Raw genomic sequence first — 23520 nt, forward strand, 5'->3', positions numbered from 1 at the left:
TGCCTCCGGCTTCCTTCAGATTCCGCCTCGCGACGGACACCCTTGCCCTTGGCTACGGTAGGCGCTCGCCAGCCCCCGTTCAGGACTTTCACCCTAAAGATGACGCCCATGCTGGGCGTACTACAAAGAAAAAAGCATCTGCGTGATTTCGCAGATGCTTTTTTTGAAGCTCTAGCCGTTCAAACTGCCATTGCGCTTAACCTGACTATTCCCACTCGATCGTTGCCGGCGGTTTGGAGGTAATATCATAGACCACACGGTTGACGTTATCCACTTCGTTGACGATACGCACGGAGATTTTTTCGAGCACATCCCAAGGAATGCGGGCCCAGTCCGCCGTCATGCCGTCGATGGATGTTACGGCGCGGATGCCGACGGTGTAGGAGTACGTACGGGCATCGCCCATGACACCGACACTCTTCATATTCGGCAGTGCAGTGAAGTACTGCCAGATTTCACGGTCAAGCCCCGCTTTGGCGATTTCATCGCGGAGAATCGCATCGGATTCACGCACAATCTCCAGCTTCTCCTCCGTCACTTCGCCAAGCACGCGAATCGCAAGTCCCGGACCCGGGAACGGCTGACGCCATACGATTTCCGCCGGCAAGCCGCACTCTTCCCCTACCTTGCGCACTTCGTCCTTGAACAGCGCCTTTAACGGCTCAACCAGCTTGAACTTCATATCTTCCGGCAGGCCGCCGACGTTGTGATGCGATTTGATCGTTTGCGCCGTGGCCGTACCGCTTTCCACAATATCCGTGTAAAGCGTGCCTTGTGCGAGGAACGCAAAGTCGTCGAACTGCGCCGACTCTTCTTCAAATACGCGGATAAATTCGTTGCCGATGATTTTCCGTTTTTGCTCCGGATCGTCCACACCGTTCAATTTGCCGAGGAACCGCTCGCTCGCGTCGATTTTGACGACTTTCATATCGAACTTGCCGACGAACGTTTCCATGACGCTCTCCGCTTCGCCTTTACGCAGAAGACCGTGGTCAATAAACATACAAGTAAGCTGGTCGCCGATCGCCTTGTGGATCAGAATCGCCACGACGGACGAGTCCACGCCGCCGCTCAGCGCGCAAAGCACCTTCTGGTCGCCTACCTGCTCGCGGATTTCGCGAACCGTGTCTTCAATAAAGGTTTCCATGCTCCAGGTCCCTTCACATTCGCACACATGAAACAGGAAATTGCGGATCATGTCATTGCCGTAAACGGAGTGACGCACTTCCGGGTGGAACTGGACGGCGAACATTTTTTTGTCCGGATGGCTCATCGCCGCAATCGGCGCATGTTCGGTGCTCGCATCGACCACGAACCCTTCCGGCGGCTGAACAACCAGATCGCTGTGGCTCATCCAGACTGTCTGCTTCTTTTCAAGACCGTGCACCAGACCGCAGGCATCGGCAAAATCAACCTCCGCCTTGCCGTATTCCCGTTTCGAAGCGCGCTCCACTTTGCCCTGCAGCTGATGAGCCATCATCTGCATGCCGTAGCAAATGCCGAAGATCGGTACGCCGAGCTCGTAAACGGCAGGATCCACCAGCGGGGACTCTTCCCCGTATACGCTGGCAGGACCGCCTGAGAAGACGATACCCTTGGGTTTCAGCTCTCTGATTTTCTCGACGGGGGTGTTATATGGCAGCAGCTCGCTGTACACGCCCAAGTCGCGGATCCGGCGGGCGATCAGCTGGTTGTACTGTCCTCCGAAGTCGAGCACCACAATGATTTCATTAGGTTTTTCCATGGTTAATAGGTTCCTCCTGCTTGTATCGTTCCTTTTTTTCAATGAACCTAATTATAAGCTTCCGTCGGATAAAGGGCAATGCCTGTACATCAAAAGTCGTGTCGAAACGTGTACAAAGCTGACCTGTTTTGTCCACAGCTGTAAAAAAGCAGCCGCAAAAGCCTGCATCCGGCGAAGCTGCGGAACAGCAGCTTCGCGGCTACAGGCTTTGCTTTAGGCTCCGCCAGGCTTCGGCCAGCGTGCGCCGCGTCACCAACGTATCCGGACAGACCGGATCGGCGTAGTACAGCATCTCCAGCTGCCTTGCCAGCTGGAGCAGGGCCATGCGCTGCATCTCGGTCCGGCAGCGGCGGGAGGCGGCGTACTCACGAAGCGTCATTGACGGTTCCGCATGCCCGTACGAGCGCTGCAGGCGGCGCCACAGCCGATCGCCGAAGCGCTGCAGCGCCGCACGGCGCAAGCTGTACACCGCGATAGCGACTGCGCCCACCGAAGAGGAGGCCGCGCGAGCTTTCCTTGTCCACAAGTGCATAATGAGCATAAAAGCCGCCATTCCCGCAGCTGCGATCCCCAGGGATAACTGCGCCAAAGAGCTTATCCCTGGTGTGGACAGCAGCTTGGGGATGAATGCCCTAGCCGCGTTATAGGCTGTGGACAAGCTGTCGTAAGCCCAACGTGCCATGGATAATAGGGAGTCCATTTCGCTTCGGAGCTGAAGCCGCATCCGCTCCCAAGCATTGGTGCCGCCTGTGTCAGGGTCGGCCGACGCGGGCGAAGCTGACGCCTCCCCGCTGCCGGATCCGCCGGAGGCGGGCGTCGGCTCGAAGGGAACCCATCCGACGGAAGGAAAATACACTTCCGCCCAGGAATGCGCGTGGCTTTGCCTTACCTGTACGGTATACCGCTCGCTGCCGGGCTCCCCGTCTACGGCCAGAACCTCGCCGGGCGTAAATCCCTTAACCCATCGGGCAGGTACGCCGACAGAGCGGAGGAGCACCACCATGGAGGTGGAAAAGTGGTCGCAGTATCCGGTTTTTTGCTCGAACAAGAACAGGTCCGCCGCATCTTCCTTTCCCTGCACCGTTCTGGTCTCCCGAAGACTGTAAGTGTAATGCTCGCGAAGGTAGCGCTCCACAGCCTCCGCTTTGGCCAAGGTCGAGGTCTCCCCGCCCGCGATGCTCGCAGCCAGCTGCTTTACGCGCACCGGAAGCGAATCAGGCAGCTGCAAAAACCGTTCTTTTATCTCGGGAGAATAGGAAGCATCGCTTTCCTCCAAAAGAGTCTTGAGAACCGTCCGGTCCGCAGGGGCCAGCGACTCAATCTCATACTCGGCCAAAGGATCTTCCATAGCCGGAAGCGTGATCCGTTCCGACCACAGCTGTCTCCAGATCACATTCACGGGAATAGCCTGTCCTCCGGCGGATTGCAGTGAGTTCACCCGGATGAGCTCGCCCCCGGCAAATAGCTGACCGTTCTGCACCGCATCTTGGATGCGGATCGTTTGCTTCACGGGAACAAAATACGCACGTTCTATAGCCGCATCCGGATCCCATCCCGGGGAATCGGCCAAATACTGCACCATGCGGCTGTCCGGCTGAAGCCACCCTTGCCCGGTATAGTAGCTCTTTGCCTCCCCCCGCCAATAGGTAAGCCGCGGAGTCACGGCGACAAAGACAGGACTATGATCGGGCTGCAGCGGCTGTCCGAGCCGGGTATCGTCCGAGCCATAGCCTGTACGTCCGCTGTTGGCTATATCCGCGGCATGCCTTTGCTTCCAGGCCTCGCTGTGGAACCGCTCCTCGAACGCCCGAATGTAGCGGGACCAATCGAGCTCACGCATCTCCTGCGGATGCAGCAGCGTTCCAAGCCAGCCCGCAGCCATACAGGCCGCGGCTACCAGCAAACCGGCCAACGGTGCGGCAGGGCTCTTCATCGCGGCGTCCCGCTCCCCGGACACAAGGGCCTGAGCCGAAGCGTCGGAATCCTCCAAACGCCAGTCATGCCATCTTCCCTGCTGTAGCAGTCCTTGGAGCAGCAGGCTGATGCCCGTGCAGCGCAGAACGGCCGGGAACATATCGATGGAAAAGATCAATTGGACAAATACCAAAAAGAAGAGCGTCATTCCCCAGAACCACAGCACCTGCCGCCGCTCCAGCACAAACGATTGAAGCACGGAGATGAATAACGCCCATCCCGTCATAAACAGCAGGGTCCGCGTAGCCGGCTCCCATGCCGCCAGATTGCCTTCCAGGCCCTCCGCCGCGTCCTTCCCCACCTCACGCCCGAACTCCGCCCACCAGTCCAGGGAAGGAACCCCTTGTCCATTGTGCAGCCAAGCCGTCATACCGACGATCCACAGCATCTTGACCGGCCATAGCGCCCAGCCGGGCAAACGAAGCGTATCCGCCGCCACCAGGAACACAAAGGTAACCGCAAAAGGAACGATGGACGTCACCTCGGTGATCTCTCCAAGCCGGCGCAGCGGGTAGAGCCATTCCAGCAGCAGCAGGAGCAGCAGCCCGCTGAGCGCCGCATCGGCCGCCCATGACCCGGGAGCGGCCGTTCGCAAAGCCGCGGCATGACGGGCCGCGGCTTGTTCAGGTGCCGGATATGGCATGGCCGGCACCTCCCTTCAGCGGCGCGGCCGGACCGCCTGCCGGCGCCAGCGTCACGCGGCAGCCGAGCGACTCGACCTGCCGCTTCCACGCGAGCACGGGAGCGGTCAGCGCCCCCGGCCCGTGCACAAAAATCACGCGCGCGGCGCCCCGCGGCAGCCGGCGCAAAGCCGCGGCCAGCTGCAGGTCGGCGCGGGCCGTGACGAGCGTGACCGCCCCGCCGCCGGCCTGCCGGGCCTCGCGCAGCGCGAGCTCGGCGAAGGCTTCGGGGCGGGCGCCGCCCCGCGGCACCGCCGCCAGCAGCTGCAGCAGCTCGCCGAGGCGCTCGCGCCCCTGCGCCTCCGCTACACTCCCCTGCCCGTCGCTGACGGCAAGGCGCACGCGCCCGCCCAGCTCGAGCCCTCGCCGGGCAATGCCCGCCGCGGCCTCCACCGCCGCCTCCAGCGCAGGATCCGCCCACAGGGCGGCTCCCATGCTCTCCACGGCTCCGGCCGCGTCCAACACCACGAGCTGCCGCACCCCGGCGGGCAGCTCCATTTCCTTCGCGCGCAGCTTGCCCGTGCGCGCGGTGCTGCGCCAGTGGATCCGCCCCAGCGGATCCCCCGGCGCATAAGGCCGCGTGCCGCTCACCTGCGCCGCGGCCGTCCATGCCTGCGGCTGCCATGCCGCCGCACGCGCGCCTTCCGGCAGCGCACCCGGCTCCGCAGCCGCAATCCCCGCCCGGGGCAGCACCCACAGCTGCCCCCCGCCGCCGCTCCTGCGCTGCACACGCAGGAGGCCGAAGGCATCGCTGGCGCGAATCACCTGCGCCTCACGCACATATACCCCGCGCGCCGGAGCTTTGAGGGCGCAGCGTACCACCACCGTTCGGCCGAAGCCTGCCGCGCCTACACCGCGCAGCGTCATCCGCTCGCCCGTGCCCTCATGGACCCAGATCTCTTCCAGCCGAAGCCAGACCCCCGGGGTGATGCCTGGAGCCGTCAACCGGTAGGAAAACGCAGGAGACTCCCCTGTAAAGATACAGAGCGGGTCCCTAAAATCTTTGCCCTCATGATACTCTGAATCTCGTTTCGCTTCCGGTCCAAACCGCTCCTGCACAACTTGGATTCCCCGCTTTACGGACATATATACAAGCAAAACATACGTACACAAAAACAACGAAACATAGAACAAAAACCAGGCCGTTCGGCCTCCCCAGGATACCGCCCACCATCCCGAAGCAACCGGAAGGCCGATTATACCCAAGAGGACGATAACACTACGCATCACCGCATCAGCCGCCCCTCTCAACCGGCCGCATGCCTGCGGACCGGTACCGGCGCTGCGGAAACAACCGCATCCATGACCGCTTCAGCGGTACGTCCCCCAAGCAGGGCGGAGGACGACAGCAGCAGCCGATGCGCAAGGACGGGCACGCTCAGCTCTTTGACATCGTCGGGAATGACATATCTTCTGCCCTTCAGGAAAGCCTGAGCCTGAGAGGCCCGCATCAGCGCAATCGACGCCCGCGGACTGGCCCCCAGCGTCACGTCCGGATGCTGCCTCGTAGCCGTGGTCAGCCCGACAATATATTGCTTGATCGTCTCATCGACATGGACCGTACGGGCTTCTTTTTGAAGGGCCGTAAATTCCTCCTGAAGAACAACCGTCCGGATGCGCGACAACGGAAACGCTTCCTCCATCCGGCTGAGCATCTCCACTTCATCCCGGGCGTCTGGATAGCCGAGATGAAGCTTTAATAAAAAGCGGTCCAGCTGTGCCTCCGGCAGCGGGAAGGTTCCTTCGAAATCGACGGGATTTTGCGTCGCCAGAATAAAAAACGGCTCCGGCAGCGGATACGTTGTCCCGTCGACCGTTACCCGCTTCTCCTCCATCGCCTCCAGCATGGCCGCCTGTGTCCGGGGCGACGTCCGATTGAGCTCGTCGGCCAGAATGATATTGGCCAGCAGCGGTCCGGGGCGAAATTCAAAATCAGCGGTCCTTTGGTTATAGACCGAGACTCCCGTCAAATCGGACGGCAGTAAATCAGGCGTACATTGAATGCGCTTAAACCGGCTGTCCATCGTTCGGGCCAGCGCGCGGACGAGCATCGTTTTGCCGACGCCGGGTACGTCCTCCAACAGAACATGGCCGCCGCAGAGCAGCGCTACGAGCAGCTTCTCGATCACGCCGCGCTTGCCTATGATCACCTTTTCCACTTGATACACAATACGTTCCAATACCAGATCCGGCGAATCCGGTTGAACGGAGGGCGTCGTCATCTCCTCATACCTCCCGAAAATTTCGGCAAGTCGGGCAGCGCCCCGGCTTCGGCAAATCGCTCTAACCTTTCCACCGTCAACGCGGACTCCCCGTCTTGCACTCTATGTTTCTAGTATGTCCGGGTTTCAGAGCTTTTAGACGAGCAAGCCTTCTACTTCAGCTTTTGATAGGATCCCAGCCAGCTTCCGTATGGACTCGAAAGAGAAATACTCACTTCCGCAGTTCCCGGCTCCGCCTCGGCAAGATAAGCCGTTACCCGGCCGCCGAACAGTTCCACCGTTTTGCGCAGCGGAACGTACAGCACGCCATCATTCACTTCCATTTCTGGCAGCGAAACGGTCTGCCGTTCTCCATCCGGCTTCCGCACGCGAAGCTCCATTTGTGCAAAATCGTATTCCGCCTTATAAAGCCCCCTGGTAACCGCAACGGTGCGAGTTTCTTCGTTCCACTCCACCTCACCTCCCATCAAGGAGGAGAGCTGCCGGATCGGCACCGAATAATTTCCGCCCCGATAAATCATTTCCGTCCTTCCCAGACTGACAGTGGTTCCTTCCGCCCGCAGCCGAAGCCGTTCAGGACCGGGCACCGCTCCTGCATCGGCATTTACTGTTTTGAGGGCCTGACCCATGTCCGGCTCAGACCACAGCTTCCCACGCTCCCTTGCGGCCGCAGCCATTTGTTCAAACTTCTGCTTGCTAACGATACGGGGCCCCTTCTGCTCGCCAAGTGAAAACTGGATCGGTTTCACGCCGGAGGAAAGCGGGGCAAAGACATATCCCTTTTCTTTAAACAGACGGATGATCCGCGGAAGCGCTTTTACACTTTCTTCATGCTTCGTGCTGTCGTGCATCAGAACGATCAATTCGTGACGGAAGGGTCCTTTTTCCACCGTACGATAAATGCTCTCCGCCGTCATGCCGGGCCTCCTCGAATCCCCGCTATCGATGTTCCAGTCATACACCCCGTACCCCGCCAAGCTTAAATAGTAATGGTAGAATGCATCAAAATGGCCGAACGTCCCGCCGGGCGCACGCACTAACCGCGTTCGCTCTCCCGTAATGTCCGCCAGCGCCTTCTCCGTTTGCTGCACCTGCTCCCAGAACACACTGAAATCGGAGTAAAGCTCATGATATCTATGATTATACGTATGGTTGCCCAGGGCATGCCCTTCCTGTACAATACGCTGCACAATCTCCGGCCGCGCTTGCGCCTGTTCCCCCAGCACAAAGAAAGTCGCCCGAACCCCTTCATCCCGCAAAATATCCAACACCTTCGGAGTCAGCCCGCTGGGTCCATCGTCAAAGGTCAAATAGACCGTCGGGTTCTCCGGCGCTGTATACGTTCTTTCGGCATCCATCCGTTGACCTGCTTGCAGCTGCGCAAATACAGCACCTTCTTCCCCCTTATCGCCGGAGGCAGTCCATCCCATAATCGGAGAGACCGTGCACAAAAGCATCAAACAAAGCATCAGTAAGTAAAACGGTACAATTCGGCTGCGGCTAAAAATACATATGGCGCGCATCATGAGCAATCCCTCCGTAAAGTCTATTAAAACCACGTCAATAGACTTTATGGGAGAAGCAGCCTGATTATGTCCTGTTCACGATTGCAGTTCTGAAGCTCACTAATATATAACTTGTAATCATTCATCGCCCGAGAAAAATTTAACTGGCATAATAATACGCTCGATATACTATTTCATCCATTAATCATCAAACTTGTAAAGCAATCCATGGGATAGTGTCGGAAGCATTCCGAAAAGAATTTTTATACGAGGGAGGTGATCATATATGGCCACCATCATGCGAAAAAAACGAGGCAAAAAACGTAAAACCGGGAGAACTTACAGTTGACAAGACCAGCCTTCTGCAGGGTTCTCCCATTGCGTCAGGAACTCGGGAACAATAGCCGAGCCGGCAGAGAGCTGCCATGCTTTGGAGCCATGAACCAAGGCTTACAACGCCTTCACAGCCTCCAGCACCTGCTCCACATGCCCCTTCACTCTGACCTTGCGCCATTCTTTTACCAGTCTGCCTTCTTCGTCGATCAGGAACGTGGACCTTTCAACCCCCATGTACTCTTTACCGTACATCTTCTTTAAGGTCCATACCCCGAACAGCTCACATACCGCATGATCCGGATCGGAGAGCAGCAGAAAGGGCAGCTCGTGCTTCGCCGCAAATTTCTCATGAGATTTCAAGTCGTCGGGGCTAATGCCGATCACTTCCGTGTTAAGCTGCTTGAACTGACCGTTATAATCGCGAAAATGACACGACTCTTCCGTGCACGTCGGCGTCATATCCTTGGGATAAAAATAAATAACGACCTTACGGCCGCGGAATTGCTCCAGCGATACTTCTTCTCCACCACCGGCTTGAAGTGTAAAATCGGGCACAATTTGCCCCACTTCGATAGATGACATGAATGCTCCCTCCTTGCCAATTTATACAAGCATTATAACGTCTTGGCAGGTCATACTCAACAATGCCCAATCACAATGATGTTGCTTGAACCGTTGCATCCTCAATTGATTCTCTTAGCCATCCATTTCGTCGCTCTATCTCCATATGCCTTCCATGGTCAGTATACTTCAATGATTTTTCTGCATATAAGCATACTCATTCTGAACCTGCGGATTTTACAAACTGCCCTGACAAGCATCGTTATCTCCCAAAGTATACAAAAAGAAAACCACACCACGAGAGCTAGTCACATTGTGGCAAATAATTTATATTCGAAAACGTTACTTTAGCAAATCAAAAATAATAAATAACAAACCAACAAGAACAGTACCCAATCCCCCATATTTCACTTGTTCTCTAGTTTTTATTCCCTGCAATCTAATCTTTAGAAAAAAATCAGGAATTAATATTTGTAGAACACCAACGACCATTCCTATAAATCCCATAACCGATATAAAACTCATTGAAGTTGTCCGCCCCTTTCCAAGAACCCTTCACCATTGAGCATGGACCTCTATCAATAAATCGGACACATCGAACCGAGAAAATTACGCAGCTTTTCGGTACATTCGTTCAAACTGGTTGGGCGTAAAGTAGCCAAGGGAGGAATGGATCCGTTTCCCATTATAGAAACAGGTAATATACTCGAAAATTCGAGCTTTAGCTTCTTTACGCGTCCTGAATTTCTCAAGATAAACCAGTTCCTTCTTCAGCACACTGTGGAAGGATTCAATACAGGCATTGTCGTAACAATTGCCTTTACGACTCATACTGCCTTTCATCTTGTACTTCGTGAGTCTACCTTGGTAGTCGTGCGACGCGTACTGGCTGCCGCGATCGGAATGATGCAAGAGGCCTTCGCCGGGGCGTTGCCGGCTATAAGCCTGATCCAACGCCTTGACGACCAGCTCCTTTGTCATCCGCTCATCCATATGGAAGCCAACGATTTTACGGCTGTACAAGTCCATAACGCTGGCTAAATATAGCCAGCCCTCGTCAGTCGAAATATACGTAATATCCGTCATCCACACCGCATTGGGAGCTTTCGCGGTGAACTGCTGATTCAGCACATTCTCTGTCACGGGCAGATTGTGTTTGGAGTTGGTGGTAGCCTTGTACTTCTTTACGGTGCGGGACTTCAGACCGAGTGCTTTCATGATGCGTGCCACGGTTTTCTCCGACACCTGAACGCCTTGTTTCTTCAAGGTTTCCCATACTTTTATGCTCCCATATAGGCGCCTTGAATCCACGAACACTCGGCGTATCCGTTGCTCAAGCCATTGTCTGCGTTTCGCGCGTTTGCTTTCTTTACGCTGGGTCCATGCATAATAGCCGCTTCGAGAAACTTCAAAAACAGCGCACATCTTTGCGACACGGAGCTTGAAGCGGTGATCGTAGATAAATTTGTAGATCAGCGTCGGTCTTTTGCAAAGTAGTGCATGGCCTTTTTTAAGATGTCATTCTCCTCTTCGAGCTCACGAATGCGCTTTTGAAGTTCACGCGCTGCCTTGTCTTCGGGCTTTAGTTGGCCGCTGCCAGGGAACGCTTGCTTGCCATCTTGCTTGAATTCGGCGACCCATCGATAGACCGTATTCTCATGTAAACCCATTTCGCGGGCTACCTGCGCCACCGATTTCCCTTCTTCTTGGATAAATCGCACGGTTTGGATCTTGAATTCTTTGTCGTACTTTTTTGTCATATTGGACACCTCGATTATGAATGCATTTATTTTCGCACTCTCGGTTCTTCGTGTCCAGAATTCAGTCTAGCATCAGAAGGTCAACGCCCACGTAAATCAATTTGTCTTGTTGTACCATGTTGATTCACTCCTTGTTGGTTGTATTGAATGGTTACTGATGGGTTGAAATTGCATCCTCAGCACAAGTGAACACCGCCACAAAGACACGTAAGCATAGTTCCAACCCATGAGTAACCACCCAATCGGATGGTCAGGAACACTTCGGAAAATCCAAGTCGCATCCTCAGTTCGAGCGGACAAAAGCCGCAAAGACACGTTAGCGAATCATAGATTTCCATATATGTTCCGTTTAGATGATTGCTTGGTGAAGCCCCTCGGCTTCAATGCCGCCGTAGCGGTAAAGCCCTTGGTAGAAGTCTCTGCGGTCTAATATCCGCTTGACCTGTACCTTCGTGAACAACTTGCCTTGCTGTGTGGTAAAGCCTTCTTGATTCAATACTGACGCTAGTTCAGATAGCGTCCATGTCGGGTTCTGTTCCCGTATGTCAAAGAGCCGTTTTACTGCTTGGGCTTGCTTGTCATGTACTTCGATTGCTTTATGTCCCTTGCCTGCTTTGTAGCCGAACGCCACACGACCTCCGGCATAGCCGCCTTGCTGTGCTTTCTTGTTGCGTCCTCGGCATAGCTTCATGGCGATTTCAAGCCGTTGGTAAGCGTCAAGCAGTTCCATCAATCCATTAATAAGGAAGTCGCTTGGGTTTTTCTTGTAGATGCTATAGGTAGGCTGTTCGATGCTTTTGACATCTATGCCGTATTTCTTGAACTCCCGATGTACCAATACTTTGACGATGTCAGAACGCCATAAACGGCTTGTATTGAGCACGACAACCGCGTCTATGTCTTGGGCGGCTATAGCGGCTAGCATCGCCTGAAAGCCAATTCTATCCACCTCTAGGGCTTCTTCATCGATCTTAGCCCCTGATATACCTTCGTCTGTGTAGATATGCAATAAGTTCCATCCTTGAGCCTGACAATAGGAGCGGATTTCGTCTTGTTGGTAAGCTAAACTGTATCCGTCCTTGGCTTGTCCGCTTGTCGATACTCTGACGTAACCGATAACATTCATGCCGTTTCCTCCCCCACCGTTACGATAATTGAGATTAACGTAACGCTTAACCGAATCATTAAAGTTATTATATACCGCTTAACCGAAACAAACAATGACTTTCTACATGTACGGTGATATAATTGCCTCATAAATTCAGTACGGTTAAGCGTTACTCGTCAGGAGGATAAGCATGGCAATTCGAGTAAAGTTGCGCCAGTTGTTAGAGCAGAAAGGAATATCTCAACGGGAACTGGCACGATTAACAGGATTACGAGCAAGCACAATCAACCATCTTTGTTCTGACAATGTTGACAGGGTTTACTTAGAGACATTGGAACTCGTTTGTAAGAAACTGAACGTCAGGATTGAAGAACTAATAGAGATTGATTAAGCAAGCATACCGCCTACGGCGACAGCAGAATTTCTCTATTCATGTAAAAAGTTATCTGCCATCTTTACCAATCCCCTTCTAGAACCAAGAATCTCCCCCGAAATCGCAGACCGCCAACGACGTGTCTGCCTATTTCTCTTTCTCTCTATCTCTTTACTTGATTCTTTTTAAGTTCTTATTATTCTGAGATGATTTGCAACTCCCTCAAAGTCGACATTTAACCGTACCGACAGTGAGAGTTACCTGTCTCATAGTTTTATTTCACCTCTGAGAGCCTTAATTATTGCCCTTGAGTTTGGTCTCCTTCGTCCTTCAGATGCTCGTCCCAATCACATTCGTCTCCATCTTCAAAGCCAATGCTTTCGAAGTAAAGATTGGCATAGTACTGGAAATCAGAATATATCGGTAAGGATGTCTTTATCCCTTTATCTAGCCAAAGCCTCTCCCTAATCTCGTCTAGCAGTTCCATTACGGTTTCATATGCGATATCGAGATACGGTTGCTTCGAATGATATGCCTCATACAATCTATTTGCATATGATTTATATGAGTCGCCGTTAATGATATTCGTAATAACGGATTGAATCAGGGTCTTCTTGATATACCTTGGCTGATAAAGTCTTAGGAAGAAATGTACGTTCTCAGAGAGCACTAGATACGGGTTAGCCTCTAACTGGTCAATTCTATAACGATTTACTTGCCCCCTTCTGCGTACTGTTTTGATGAACTTTTTTTCCTCAAGTGAGGTTATAGCCGACTTTACAGTGGATTCACTAATACCCAAATTACATGCAATAGTCTCTTGAGAGGGAAAGGCTTCTTCGTTCTCCCCTAAATGAGATAGGATGTCTAGTAGTACGCCTCGTTCATTCATGCTCATGCCATAGCACTTCCTAATCATATGAGGATACGGAATGTAATACTTATTTTGTTGGAATGTGCTATGAAAGCAGTGCCAATTCTCGTCCGATGATAGCTTTATCAATCTTTCTTGAATATTTTTCGCCATGCTAATTCTCCCTTTCAATTTCGGTTTATATAACGAGTGGGCGGCTAGCCGTACCGTGTCCTACTTCTATGTAAACTGCTCGTCAGCAGAGTTCTTTCTTCGCTGTAACAATCGCTTTAATGGTCAGTTGAGTTGCGGACAGAATCAAAATTCTTTAACTTAGTCGCCCCTACTATGAATTGTCGTGCTATCCATCCTAGAAGATGCGACTTCTGACCGTTTCACTGTCCCTATCGGGACAGGGTATTATACAGTTGCGGTTAATTATGAAATAAACGGGGGAAAGAGAAGATAACAAAAAACAGGTTAATTATGGTGGTATCTGACCATAATCGACCTGTTCAATGTAACGGAATAGAGTTATTTAGGATATAAAATTCAAGCATTGATGTGCGTACAAGCATGAAGAAAAACAATTGTACAGGAATTACGAGGATAAAGTTTATTCTCTTGTGATACAGTAGTTCATTCGGCACTGGATGGGGTCTTTCAGATTAGCCACCGCGCCGAACATAAAAAGAAAACCACAACACGAGGTTAGTCGCATTGTGGTATCCGTTAGGGCATTATTTTTTCTTAGTTAAAATTTTGACAATAACATCATACAGAGCATACTCGGCTGTTCCACCTTTACCAATAAGACTGTTGCCATCCGTATCCGTCACAACAACCTTAAAACCTCTTGCCCGTTCTTTTGTTTCCAAAGTAAGCGCATAATCGTTATCACTCAACCAATACAATAAGTCATATAGACTAGGTAACCAAATGCCCTTTTGATAAACATTAGAACTAGCTAAAACATTTCCTTCTGGTAAAATCCTACCCCCAAGCACCCATTCCTCATCATCTAGCTGATAGTAGTCGAATGGGGCAATCTCATCCTCATAGTACGTCCTTTGGAATCCCATTTCTTTAAGTTTTAATGCAAACTCTTTGGACAAATACATTTGTATTAGCACCTACTATTTTATTTTTATTCTTAATCCGGTCGTACCTTTATGTTTGTTGGGAATATAATTACCATATTCATCAGAATCAGCCACCCAACGTAGTTCATTACCTCTTTTTTCAAATACCTTGTAAGCAGAACCACCATGACCTTCGGTATCTCTTGACCAATATAGTCCAGTCTTCGAGTCTTGATAAGCAGATACCTTAGAACCATTAATATTATAATCTATCTTATTGCTAGCGCCCGTCTTAATATCCCAAGGTGTCGTCCTATTCATCATTCCAAGGATTAATGCTTGTTGAGGGTCGCTTAATGCGAGAAAATCATATGCAAACCCTGCTTGAAGGTCAGGAAATCCATTTTTAATTTGGTACTCCATATAACTTTGAAGTGCCCATTTCCTCATCTGTAACTGGTCAATTCTATTTGAATCCAGGTAAACCTCATTGTCACCACGAATCCATAATACATACTTATCATCGACAGAGAGAGAATTTTTACTAAAGTATTCTCCATATTCCTCCCCATCACTTAACGCTTTCTCCCCAATATGGTTATGGTCGGGACTCCAAGTTGAGGACGCATCCTCACAAGCCCCCGGATGACTCCAATTTCCATCCGGTGAAGTACACCAATGACCACTTGGGTCTATCCAATTTATCGGATTATTATGCACATAAGTATACCCGTTCTGACTCTGCGGATTCCACAAACTGCCTTTATACGTATCCTCACTAATAAACCGGCCGATCTCCGGCTTATAGTAACGGGCACGGGCATAGTTCAGTCCGGTGGAACGATCATACTCCAATCCGGTATAGCCGAACATATTTCTTTGTGCCGACGAGACTCCATATTTCCATTGGCTTTGGGGGATACCGAACTCATCATACTGCCAGCGGCCATCCAGGTGTCCCCTTTGCTCCACCATTCCGATTATACTGCCCAGAGCATCCTGAAGATAGTAGCTCGTATTTGCCCACTTACCATGATGATCATGATCATCATCATGATCCCCGTTTATTTTTTCCGGGTATGTCATGCTTAGACGCTCTTGTCCGGCTCCGTATACAAATGAAGTGCGCAATTGTTCCCAGCGGCCGTCGTTATGATGGTCATCACGGCTCTCATGGCCTTCCCCATGGTAATCCTTATGTCCTTTGGCGGTCACCTGAATGACTTCAGGCAGAAGGAGACTTACGTCGTTTGTATAACTAAAACGCGTCACATATTCTTCATCATCGTCATGATCATCCCAATGACCGAACCCGAATCCAAAACCATGATCTTTTCCGTCCCAATCCTTCCCAGAACCTTCCTTTGACTCTTCCCAAGATCTTATATCCTGACCTACACGGTTACCATCACCGTCATAGCTGAACCGGGTAAGGTCACCTTTGAGATTTGTTTTTTGTGCAAGACGATTGGCCGCATTCCACTTGTACTCTTCAAGAACGTAAGGAAGATGCTCTTTATCTCCATGATAATCATCCCGGTCATCTTTGTCATTGTCTTCATAATAGTCGTCGTCTCGGTCATCTCTGTTGTTGCCTTCTTGATGGCCACCTTGGTTCCGATCAAACCTTTCGTTCGATCTGCCTAAATATACGTTGCCGGAAACCGACGAACCATAGACATTGTTGGAAACTCGCTCATCATCATTAAAATCCCAGAAATGATCATCATCATCAGCTATTTTCCCTGTTACTTTCAACAGGTTACCGCGATCATCGTACGTATAATCTTTGAAATATTTCCCGTTCTGCCAATGGGTTAAACGGTCTGCCTCGTTATACGTATAATGTTCCAAACTTTTCTTTTTGCCGTAGGGGACCGTCTTAGAAAGTCGATTGCCGACCGTATCATAACTGTAATCTGTCACTTCCGGTTTGCCGTGTTTCCAATCATCATACTCATTATACTGCTGAACCCGTGTAAGCTGATTTAACGCGTCATATGCGTAGTTTGTGATTAGCGGTTTGCGGTGGTCATGATCATCCTCATGATGTTCGCCATATTGTGTATAGCGGTCACCTTCTTCGTGAGGCTCGTCGTTTGGTTCATCGTGCTCATAGCCGTGCGAGCGCTCCATTTGCGTTCGATTGCCTACAGGGTCATACACATATTTTAACTGTTCCATGGCTTTGCCGAACCGATTGGCATGGCGGATTTCAAGTACTTGCCCGAGGGCGTCATATTGATAAGTACTGACTCCTTCCGTCGGTAATGTCTTGGAAGTGATATGCCCTTTAGCATCATATTCATACCGGGTCGTCTGACCATTCCCATCCGTGACGCTGGTCATTCGGTCCATCAGATCATAGCCATAATTCACAGCTTTGCCGTCCGGATATACTACTTTACTCCGTTGGCTGGTTGGGGTCCACTCGTAACCAATCGTTTGGTCGGCCCCATTCTTCACTTGCGTCAATCGGTTTAACGCATCGTACAGATAACTAGTCGTTCCCGTCGAGTCCTTCATGGCCGTACGCCTGCCGAGCATATCGTAGGTATAATTTACATTACTGCTATCGGCATACAGAATGTCGGTCAGACGGTTCATCACATCATACTGATAGGAAGTGGATTGTCCGTCCGGGTGAATCATGCTAAGCATATTGCCGTTCCCGTCATAAGCCAGCTTCGTTATTTCTTGCAGTGGGTTGATCACCTGCTTCAGTAATCCCCTTGGATTATACTGATAGCTGGTTACCCGTCCAAGCGCATCGGTTTTGCCGGTAATGTTGCCGACCGCATCGTATGCATAGCTCGTCTTGTTATGAAGTGCATTGGTCACCGCTGTTAGTCGACCAACCACATCATAATCGTACTCGGTAGTCTGCTGTTTGGCGTCCGTCATCTTCTTAACGCGTCCAACCGCGTCGTAATCAATCGAAGTGACATGGCCTAGCGCGTTGACTATCGTCGTCACTCGTCCTAATGCGTCGTATCCATACGTAGTGGCATTACCTGCCTCGTCCTTCGATACAGTTACACGACCCAATGCATCACGTTCCAGCCGAGTTGTATGCCCCAGCGGATCGATGGTGCCGGTAAGTTGCCCGCGAGCATCATATTGCATTTGCCACACAGCTCCATTGGGCTGCGTCACCCGGTCTAACCGACCCGCTTCGTTGTACGCGTACGAAGTGATATTACTCATAGCATCGGTGACTTTGGTCACCCGTCCCAGTACATCGTATGCATACTGAGTACCGTAGCCTAGCGCACTCTCTTCATGCACAAGACGGCCCAGGATGTCGTACGTCAGCTTGGTTATAGCTCCGCTTGCATCCTTGATTTCAACAGGCTGGTTACGTTCATCGTACTTAATTTCCGTTCGTCCGCCCTTTGGATCCTCCAGCGTAAGCAGGTTGCCGTTGCCATCATAAATCAGGTTCGTCTCGAACCCTTCTGGGTCAATGATCTTCTCAATGCGATTTACATTATTGTATTTGTACTCCGTTACCGCCCCGTTCGCATCCGTTACCTTGGTACGATTACCAACCTCATCATACGCGTAGGTCGTCTTTTGCTGCATCGCATCGGTCACCGAGATAAGACGATCAAACGAATCGTATTCGTATTTCATTCGAGCTCCCGCAGCATCGGTATGGCCGGTCAAATTGCAGTTCTTGTCATATTCGAAGCTTTCTTGATGCTGCAGCGCATCAATTCTGGTCTTCATCCGGTCACGCGGATCATATTCAATCTTTGAAATGTTGCCGAGCGCATCCTTTACTTCCTGCACCCGGTGCAGCGGGTCTCTCTTTAACTCCTGGGCATGCCCCGCCGGGTCATTAATTACACGGGCAAAGCCTGACGCATCCAGCGTCATCGTGACGGCTTCGCCGAGCGGGTTGGTGATTTTCGTCGGTACCCCCCGTGCATCCAATTCAAGCGACATCGTTTGACCAAGCGCATTGGTAACCGTCTTCATGTTGCCTCGATCATCATAAGCAATGACTGTCTTATTTCCGAGCGCATCCGTCATTTCTTCCGGCTTGCCAAAAGCGTTATATCTCAACGATGTGGTCGCGCCACGCGGATCGGTGACTTGGATCAGGTTACCCAGCGCATCGTAATCAAATTTGGTTGTATAGCCGTTACGGTCGGTTTTTGCGGTCATATGATCGTTCTCATCATAAGCAAAACGTTCCGTTGTTCCATCCGGGTAATGAATAGCTGTTTGGCGAAAACGTTCATCGTACTCAAATGTTTTGATTCGTCCCAGCGGGTCTTTGGTAACCGCGCTGCCTCCACCAGGCATATTACCGTTGACCGGCGCATTCGGCATATACTGAACTTCTCCCGTTGCTCCGCTAAAGTCTGTCTGGCGAATCACCCGGCCTTGCGCATCATATTCGTTAATCAGTTTTGACGTTTTGTTCGGATTGCTGATTTCCGTCATTTGATGCTCTACGTCGTACTTGAACGAGATCACAGCCGCATCCGGCAGCACAATGTCGGTCAGATTACGGTTCACTTCATCATACCGGTATTCCGTCGAACGCCCGCTGTGATCCGTGACTTTGGTAAGCTTTCCTACCGTATCATATGCGAAAGACATTTCCGCCCCTGTAGTCACTGCTTTTACCAACACGGATCCCCGGTACTGGAGTGTAATTTCGTTACCGTTCGTGTCTTGTATCTTATGCAGCAAGCCGTCCTCACGGAATAAATATTTCCACTGATTCGGCATTACCAGCTCATACGTTCCGTTGCTTAATTGAGTCAGTGTATTGTGGGTCCCTTTGGGAGTCAAAAATTGGCCGCTGCCGACCGGTGCATAGTTATACCTTGCGCCCTCCGGCGTGGTCACATAAATGTGTCCTTGATCCCATTCATGAAGCACCCATTCAAACGAATGATGCCAGCCGACACCAACCGCTCCTTCGTACTTGTCCCTGCTGTGATAAGTGAGTGCAAATTCAAGCGGCATCACTGCCTGCAGCGACATGTTCGTATGATGGAAACTGAAAGAACCGTTGGCCAGATTGATCGGGTCCCACCATGCGGGAAAATGATGTTGAAGCCGCTGGGCAATCTTCTCTATTGTCAGATCTTCAAGCTCTTTGTATCCAATTTCCCCGGCAAGCATGGGGTTGATAATCAGCAGGTTTTCCCCGCTTTTCAGGTTCTTTTGGCATGTTTCACCGTCCACGCATGTAAACTGCGGATAGTTATTGAACGATGCTATTTCGTTAATACGATTCACTGTTTCAGCAATACCGGTCGTTTTATAGTAATACCCCGCGACCGCCGTCCAAGGCACATTCCAGTCGGGGGCCTTATAACGCAGCACCTTCAGCGGACTCGAAACAGGTGAGATCTGCTCGCCCTTCTTCGCTCTTGCGGTAATCGTGGCTATCTCGTAAGCGTCAAGCTGCTTGATAGTACTCCAATTGCCCGAGCTGTCCGCCATGATGCCACTAACTACCTTAGTACCTCCCGGTACCTGATTATTGCCCTCCCGTTTTATATATTGAATGGTAAGCGTTACTTCGGAATCAGGGTCAGCTGTTCCTTTAATTTCATGGCTCTCACTAGTTAAATTAGGAAAAATCGCAAGAGTCGGACTCGACAGAGGCGGAAGCTGCGGATCGTAAATTTCCAATGGTGCTATTGTTCCGTAAAATTCTGTCTGCCCCGGTATCCTGGGATCCACACATACATTATAATTTCCTACCGGAATACTGGACCCGGCGGCCCATGGTACTTGATGCTGCATATAGGTCCCATCGGGATTTTTAATGACAAATGTATCCGTCTTGATCATCCCACCCTGAACTTTAGCGGGCGGCTCGCTGCTGTTTGCGCCGGGCTCGCATAGGTATATTTCCGTATAATGCGCGGTTTGACCAACGTCCGCATCATTAAAACTAAATTTAATCACCGTGCTTCCGGTATTAACCGGAATACGGTTCGGTTCTAATATAAGGTCTGTACCCGCATGCACTTTGGATAGTCCCCCGCCGGGAATAAACGGAATTCCCGTCAGCAAGATCACCATTGCCATGAAAACGGAAATCATCGATTTGAATCTTGCTTTTATCATTTCATTGCTCCCTCTTCAAAATTTGTATATTTCAAAGCTTCCCCTGCTTCAGGATGAATCGGTATAGCACTGCCGCCGCTTGCGCTCGCGTGGAGGATTGCTGCGGCATCAAAGAGTTCCGATCTCCTTCAATCAGCCCTTGGTTCACGCCAAGCGCCATATAAGGCTCGGACCATCCGCTAATGCCTTGACGGTCGCCGTATGCGGACAATGCCGACTGCCGCTCCTGCTCAGCCAGACGAAGCGCCGCCGATTGCTCTCCGGCAGCACGTACAAGCATTGCCACCATCTGTTCACGGGTCAGACGATCATCCGGATGAAACATTCCGCCATCGCCCTCCACGAGTCCTGCTTGTGCAGCGGCTTCAATCCATCTATAACCCCAATGCCCGGAACCCACGTCCTGGAATGTAGCCGCAGACGGAGAGTCAGAATCCATCCCCAATGCACCTACGAGCAGCTTCGCAAACTGCGCACGGGTCAGTGTCTCATCCGGGCCGAATATTCCCGACGCCACTCCTTCAACAATACCCCTCGCGGCAAGCGTATCGACGTACTGCTCCGACCAATGTCCTTGCATGTCTGCAAATGCTACATCGTTCAGTATAACGGCATATGTACCTGCGCTTGTTATAGGGCCATTCACGGCGAACTTGCCTGCAGACATGTTTCCGCTAATGAAGCCCCAACGCTCTAATGCCGTATCATACTGATACAGACCGAGTTTTCGCTGTTTGCTTTCCGAAAGCAAGTCACCGTCATACTGCATCTCCAGTGTAGCCGGAACTTTAAAAGACTGCGGCACTGTCAGTTCAACCGGTCCCGCGATCAACTGCCCGGCAGCCGGCATTCCTTTGGCTTGCATGCCTGCCGCATCCTGCGGCATACCCAAGGTTATCCTCGTATCACGGTCAAGGGCGCCGGCCAGGACGCTCAGCTTCGCACTGCCATCGGTTGAAAGCACTTCGCCTCCATTGGGGCCGATTATGGCGCCAACTGGTTCAATGGAACCTGCAAAGGAACGGCTTTGTCCTGTATTTTGCCTGATGAACGTTCGCATGATTAACTTATTGTCCTTACCTGCAAGAAACTGATCGCCCCAAAAAGGGTACACCGTTTCTCCAGGCTGTCGTGCTACTGTGAATGTTTCGCCGGTTTTTAAGTTAACGCCAATCATCACAGCTTTCCCATCACGTTCCTCAATCCAAGCTCCCATCGTTTTGCCGATGGTCAAATAGGTATCGCTGAATTCCTTGGTCTCATAATCAGTTAAGCTCCTTGGACTGAAGGCCGCATTATCCAAACGGAGCATCGCCATCTTGGTCTTTAATTGTTTATTCATCTGTCTCCACAGCACGGTATTGCCGTTAAATACGAAGCGGTCCACATAATGATCTTTAGGCAGCTTCACAAGCGGGCGAATCTCACCGGTTGCAAGGGTCAACATATCCAACCCGCTGTCCGAATTTTTATACAAGACCTGGCCTTCAAAAACCACATGTTCCCGCCCCTTGCCAAGACTTGTTTCTTTTGCTGTGGACAGATCGTAATGCAGCATCTCCGACGTCTCATTGTTATGCCAAACGACATCATTACCATGAATAGCCGGATGTGACATCATACCCAACGAGAAATTAATTCGCTGCCGTTCTCCGGTAGTCAAATCGTATTTGAATACATTCCACCAATAACTGGCAGGATCAGGCAAGCCTAGCTTGTCGAGCCAAACAACCGTATTACCGTATATGACAGGATTGTCCTTCCGGGTAGGCGTGTTGGTGATCGTCTTTGTTTGCCCTGTAGACAGGTTAGCCATATGGATTTGTCTGTTGCCTTCCCCATCCGGCTCATACCAAACCATAGAATCACCGTTAATATAAACGAGTCCGCTGTTATCCGGCAGTCCTGCGAAAGCCGGCAGTCCCTCTGACTGACTATACTGCGCAGCCCATGCCGCAGGTGTTGCGACAGCCATGACGGCTGCAGCAGCCCAACCGATCAGCATGGCGTTTCTTGCAAACTGCAGTAATTTGCTTTTCACTCTGTCTTTCCCCCTTTACCTCAACAAACAAAAAAATACAGCACCCCAACCGAGCGGCCCGGCTATCATTCCACCGTTTAGTACCGATGGATTAGACCCGTGGCTTTGCGTCTCCGACTTTCGAACGGATTTGCCTTTTATCCAGCTTATTGGCAGCTGTATTTTTTTCTTCTAAATACTACTATAGGGGCTAAATAACTAAGAACCAAGAGTTTTTTTGTCATTTTGTGTAAAATTTCACAGAAAGTGAATAAAGGGTATCGCATCATACTTCTTTCCAAAGGTAGTCCTTAAAGATTTCCCATTGAATATTAAAAAAGCACGGAATCGCGCAGCCAGCGCGATTCCGTGCTTTTTTTCATGCTATGCTTTTCTTAAGATTATCCGTTACGATCCCGCTCCGCGGTACCTCTTTACTCCGTAATTCCATACCGTCAGCCCGAGGGTCAGGAAGACCGCTCCTACCAACGGCGTCAGCAATGCGAACGAACCCCAATTGGCCCGGTCCAAAAAGTACGCCGCAGGGTAAAAGCCTACAAACCCGAACGGAAGCACCCAGGTCAGCATAATATTGATCAGCCGGTTGTAGATGGTCATCGGATATCGGCCGTAGTTTTGCAAATTCCACAGCATCGGCGTAATGCCGGTCGGCGAATCCGAAAAAAACGACAGCGAAGTAAAGAAGATATAGATTCCCCCATAGATCATCATCGAACCGGCAACCAACAGAATAAATACGAACGGATCATACCACATCAGCCCGAGATCAAGCCGGCTCCAGGAATAGCCCATAATGATCATGCCGGTCAATGCGCTGAACAAGGACGACGGATCCATATTTTCCAGCATCAGCTGCACGAGATTGTGCGCCGGCCGCGTCAGAATCCGGTCCATCTCCCCTTTGACAATATACCGCTCGCTGAAGCCCCACAGATTGAAAAAGGTAATAAACAGGCCGTAAGGCACCATAAAATAACCGTAAATAAACAAAATTTGATGCTGGTTCCATTCACCGATCGCAGCCGTATGCTGGAATACGACCAGAATGAAGAAAAGATTCAAACCGTTAAACAGCAGGTCCGATACGACCTCCATCCAAAAATCGGAACGGTAGGTCAGCCTCGTTTTCATGTAGTTTTTCAAATAATTGATCAAAAGTCCCGCATAAAACATATGTTC

The 23520-nt window shown here is 51.0% G+C and carries 15 protein-coding genes and 1 riboswitch; of the genes, 1 reads left to right on the top strand and 14 read right to left on the bottom strand.

The annotated features are described in order from the left end of the window. Nucleotides 1-205: 205 nt before the first annotated feature. The 9 genes from guaA to ACZYR9_RS22345 all read right to left on the bottom strand — a co-directional run bounded on the left by guaA (nucleotide 206) and on the right by ACZYR9_RS22345 (nucleotide 11908). The gene (gene guaA, locus ACZYR9_RS22305) at nucleotides 206-1744 is read right to left on the bottom strand and encodes a glutamine-hydrolyzing GMP synthase (RefSeq protein ID WP_488980641.1); all 1539 of its coding nucleotides are present in this window, start codon (nucleotides 1742-1744) and stop codon (nucleotides 206-208) included. 199 nt (nucleotides 1745-1943) lie between these two features. Further along, nucleotides 1944-4361: a transglutaminase-like domain-containing protein gene (locus ACZYR9_RS22310; protein WP_488980642.1), complete on the bottom strand. Its 2418-nt coding sequence runs from the start codon at nucleotides 4359-4361 to the stop codon at nucleotides 1944-1946. Beyond that, on the bottom strand, nucleotides 4342-5265 hold the full coding sequence (locus tag ACZYR9_RS22315; protein ID WP_488980643.1) for a DUF58 domain-containing protein: 924 nt from the start codon (nucleotides 5263-5265) through the stop codon (nucleotides 4342-4344). Before ACZYR9_RS22315 ends, ACZYR9_RS22310 begins: the two co-directional genes overlap by 20 nt. 380 nt (nucleotides 5266-5645) lie before the next feature. Then, complete coding sequence (locus tag ACZYR9_RS22320) at nucleotides 5646-6620, bottom strand: AAA family ATPase (RefSeq protein WP_488980644.1); 975 nt, start codon at nucleotides 6618-6620, stop codon at nucleotides 5646-5648. A 152-nt stretch (nucleotides 6621-6772) separates the two neighbouring features. After that, the gene (locus ACZYR9_RS22325) at nucleotides 6773-8146 is read right to left on the bottom strand and encodes a polysaccharide deacetylase family protein (protein ID WP_488980645.1); all 1374 of its coding nucleotides are present in this window, start codon (nucleotides 8144-8146) and stop codon (nucleotides 6773-6775) included. Between the two features lie 429 nt (nucleotides 8147-8575). Further along, complete coding sequence (gene bcp, locus ACZYR9_RS22330) at nucleotides 8576-9043, bottom strand: thioredoxin-dependent thiol peroxidase (RefSeq protein ID WP_488980646.1); 468 nt, start codon at nucleotides 9041-9043, stop codon at nucleotides 8576-8578. Between the two features lie 321 nt (nucleotides 9044-9364). Next, the gene (locus tag ACZYR9_RS22335; protein ID WP_488980647.1) at nucleotides 9365-9547 is read right to left on the bottom strand and encodes a hypothetical protein; all 183 of its coding nucleotides are present in this window, start codon (nucleotides 9545-9547) and stop codon (nucleotides 9365-9367) included. Nucleotides 9548-9631: 84 nt separating this feature from the next. Continuing rightward, nucleotides 9632-10782, bottom strand: a protein-coding gene (locus tag ACZYR9_RS22340; protein ID WP_488980648.1) for an IS3 family transposase whose coding sequence is annotated in 2 segments (ribosomal slippage) — nucleotides 9632-10527 and nucleotides 10527-10782 — 1152 coding nt in all. Because the reading frame shifts where the segments join, the coding sequence is not laid out codon by codon here. A gap of 349 nt (nucleotides 10783-11131) precedes the next feature. Next, on the bottom strand, nucleotides 11132-11908 hold the full coding sequence (locus ACZYR9_RS22345) for a recombinase family protein (protein ID WP_488980649.1): 777 nt from the start codon (nucleotides 11906-11908) through the stop codon (nucleotides 11132-11134). Between the two features lie 172 nt (nucleotides 11909-12080). Here ACZYR9_RS22345 and ACZYR9_RS22350 point away from each other — a divergent pair, with 172 nt between their 5' ends. Further along, nucleotides 12081-12281 carry a helix-turn-helix domain-containing protein gene (locus ACZYR9_RS22350; protein ID WP_488980650.1) on the top strand — a complete coding sequence of 67 codons (201 nt, stop codon included), beginning with the start codon at nucleotides 12081-12083 and terminating at the stop codon, nucleotides 12279-12281. A 280-nt stretch (nucleotides 12282-12561) separates the two neighbouring features. Here the strand turns inward: ACZYR9_RS22350 and ACZYR9_RS22355 are convergent, their stop codons facing one another. The 5 genes from ACZYR9_RS22355 to ACZYR9_RS22375 form a co-directional block, all read right to left on the bottom strand. Further along, on the bottom strand, nucleotides 12562-13161 hold the full coding sequence (locus ACZYR9_RS22355) for a helix-turn-helix domain-containing protein (RefSeq protein ID WP_488980651.1): 600 nt from the start codon (nucleotides 13159-13161) through the stop codon (nucleotides 12562-12564). Nucleotides 13162-13856: 695 nt separating this feature from the next. Next, nucleotides 13857-14237 (bottom strand): hypothetical protein, encoded by a 381-nt coding sequence (locus tag ACZYR9_RS22360; RefSeq protein ID WP_488980652.1) that lies wholly within the window; start codon nucleotides 14235-14237, stop codon nucleotides 13857-13859. A 15-nt stretch (nucleotides 14238-14252) separates the two neighbouring features. Next, entirely contained in the window at nucleotides 14253-20300 is a 6048-nt protein-coding gene (locus ACZYR9_RS22365) for an RHS repeat-associated core domain-containing protein (protein WP_488980653.1), read from the bottom strand. A 31-nt stretch (nucleotides 20301-20331) separates the two neighbouring features. Next, a complete protein-coding gene (locus ACZYR9_RS22370) occupies nucleotides 20332-22341 on the bottom strand; it encodes an S-layer homology domain-containing protein (protein ID WP_488980654.1) in 2010 nt (669 codons plus the stop codon). Between the two features lie 49 nt (nucleotides 22342-22390). Then, nucleotides 22391-22486: riboswitch (cyclic di-GMP riboswitch) on the bottom strand. A gap of 242 nt (nucleotides 22487-22728) precedes the next feature. Continuing rightward, nucleotides 22729-23514 (bottom strand): ABC transporter permease, encoded by a 786-nt coding sequence (locus ACZYR9_RS22375; protein WP_488980655.1) that lies wholly within the window; start codon nucleotides 23512-23514, stop codon nucleotides 22729-22731. Nucleotides 23515-23520: the final 6 nt, after the last annotated feature.

The sequence above is a fragment of the Paenibacillus sp. F024 genome, from assembly GCF_057814255.1.

Coding starts and splice junctions, on each gene's coding strand:
- guaA (WP_488980641.1), bottom strand. CDS start 1,744: ATGGAAAAACCTAATGAAATCATTGTGGTGCTCGACTTCGGAGGACAG.
- ACZYR9_RS22310 (WP_488980642.1), bottom strand. CDS start 4,361: ATGCCATATCCGGCACCTGAACAAGCCGCGGCCCGTCATGCCGCGGCT.
- ACZYR9_RS22315 (WP_488980643.1), bottom strand. CDS start 5,265: ATGACGCTGCGCGGTGTAGGCGCGGCAGGCTTCGGCCGAACGGTGGTG.
- ACZYR9_RS22320 (WP_488980644.1), bottom strand. CDS start 6,620: ATGACGACGCCCTCCGTTCAACCGGATTCGCCGGATCTGGTATTGGAA.
- ACZYR9_RS22325 (WP_488980645.1), bottom strand. CDS start 8,146: ATGATGCGCGCCATATGTATTTTTAGCCGCAGCCGAATTGTACCGTTT.
- bcp (WP_488980646.1), bottom strand. CDS start 9,043: ATGTCATCTATCGAAGTGGGGCAAATTGTGCCCGATTTTACACTTCAA.
- ACZYR9_RS22335 (WP_488980647.1), bottom strand. CDS start 9,547: ATGAGTTTTATATCGGTTATGGGATTTATAGGAATGGTCGTTGGTGTT.
- ACZYR9_RS22345 (WP_488980649.1), bottom strand. CDS start 11,908: ATGAATGTTATCGGTTACGTCAGAGTATCGACAAGCGGACAAGCCAAG.
- ACZYR9_RS22350 (WP_488980650.1), top strand. CDS start 12,081: ATGGCAATTCGAGTAAAGTTGCGCCAGTTGTTAGAGCAGAAAGGAATA.
- ACZYR9_RS22355 (WP_488980651.1), bottom strand. CDS start 13,161: ATGAGCATGAATGAACGAGGCGTACTACTAGACATCCTATCTCATTTA.
- ACZYR9_RS22360 (WP_488980652.1), bottom strand. CDS start 14,237: ATGTATTTGTCCAAAGAGTTTGCATTAAAACTTAAAGAAATGGGATTC.
- ACZYR9_RS22365 (WP_488980653.1), bottom strand. CDS start 20,300: ATGATAAAAGCAAGATTCAAATCGATGATTTCCGTTTTCATGGCAATG.
- ACZYR9_RS22375 (WP_488980655.1), bottom strand. CDS start 23,514: ATGTTTTATGCGGGACTTTTGATCAATTATTTGAAAAACTACATGAAA.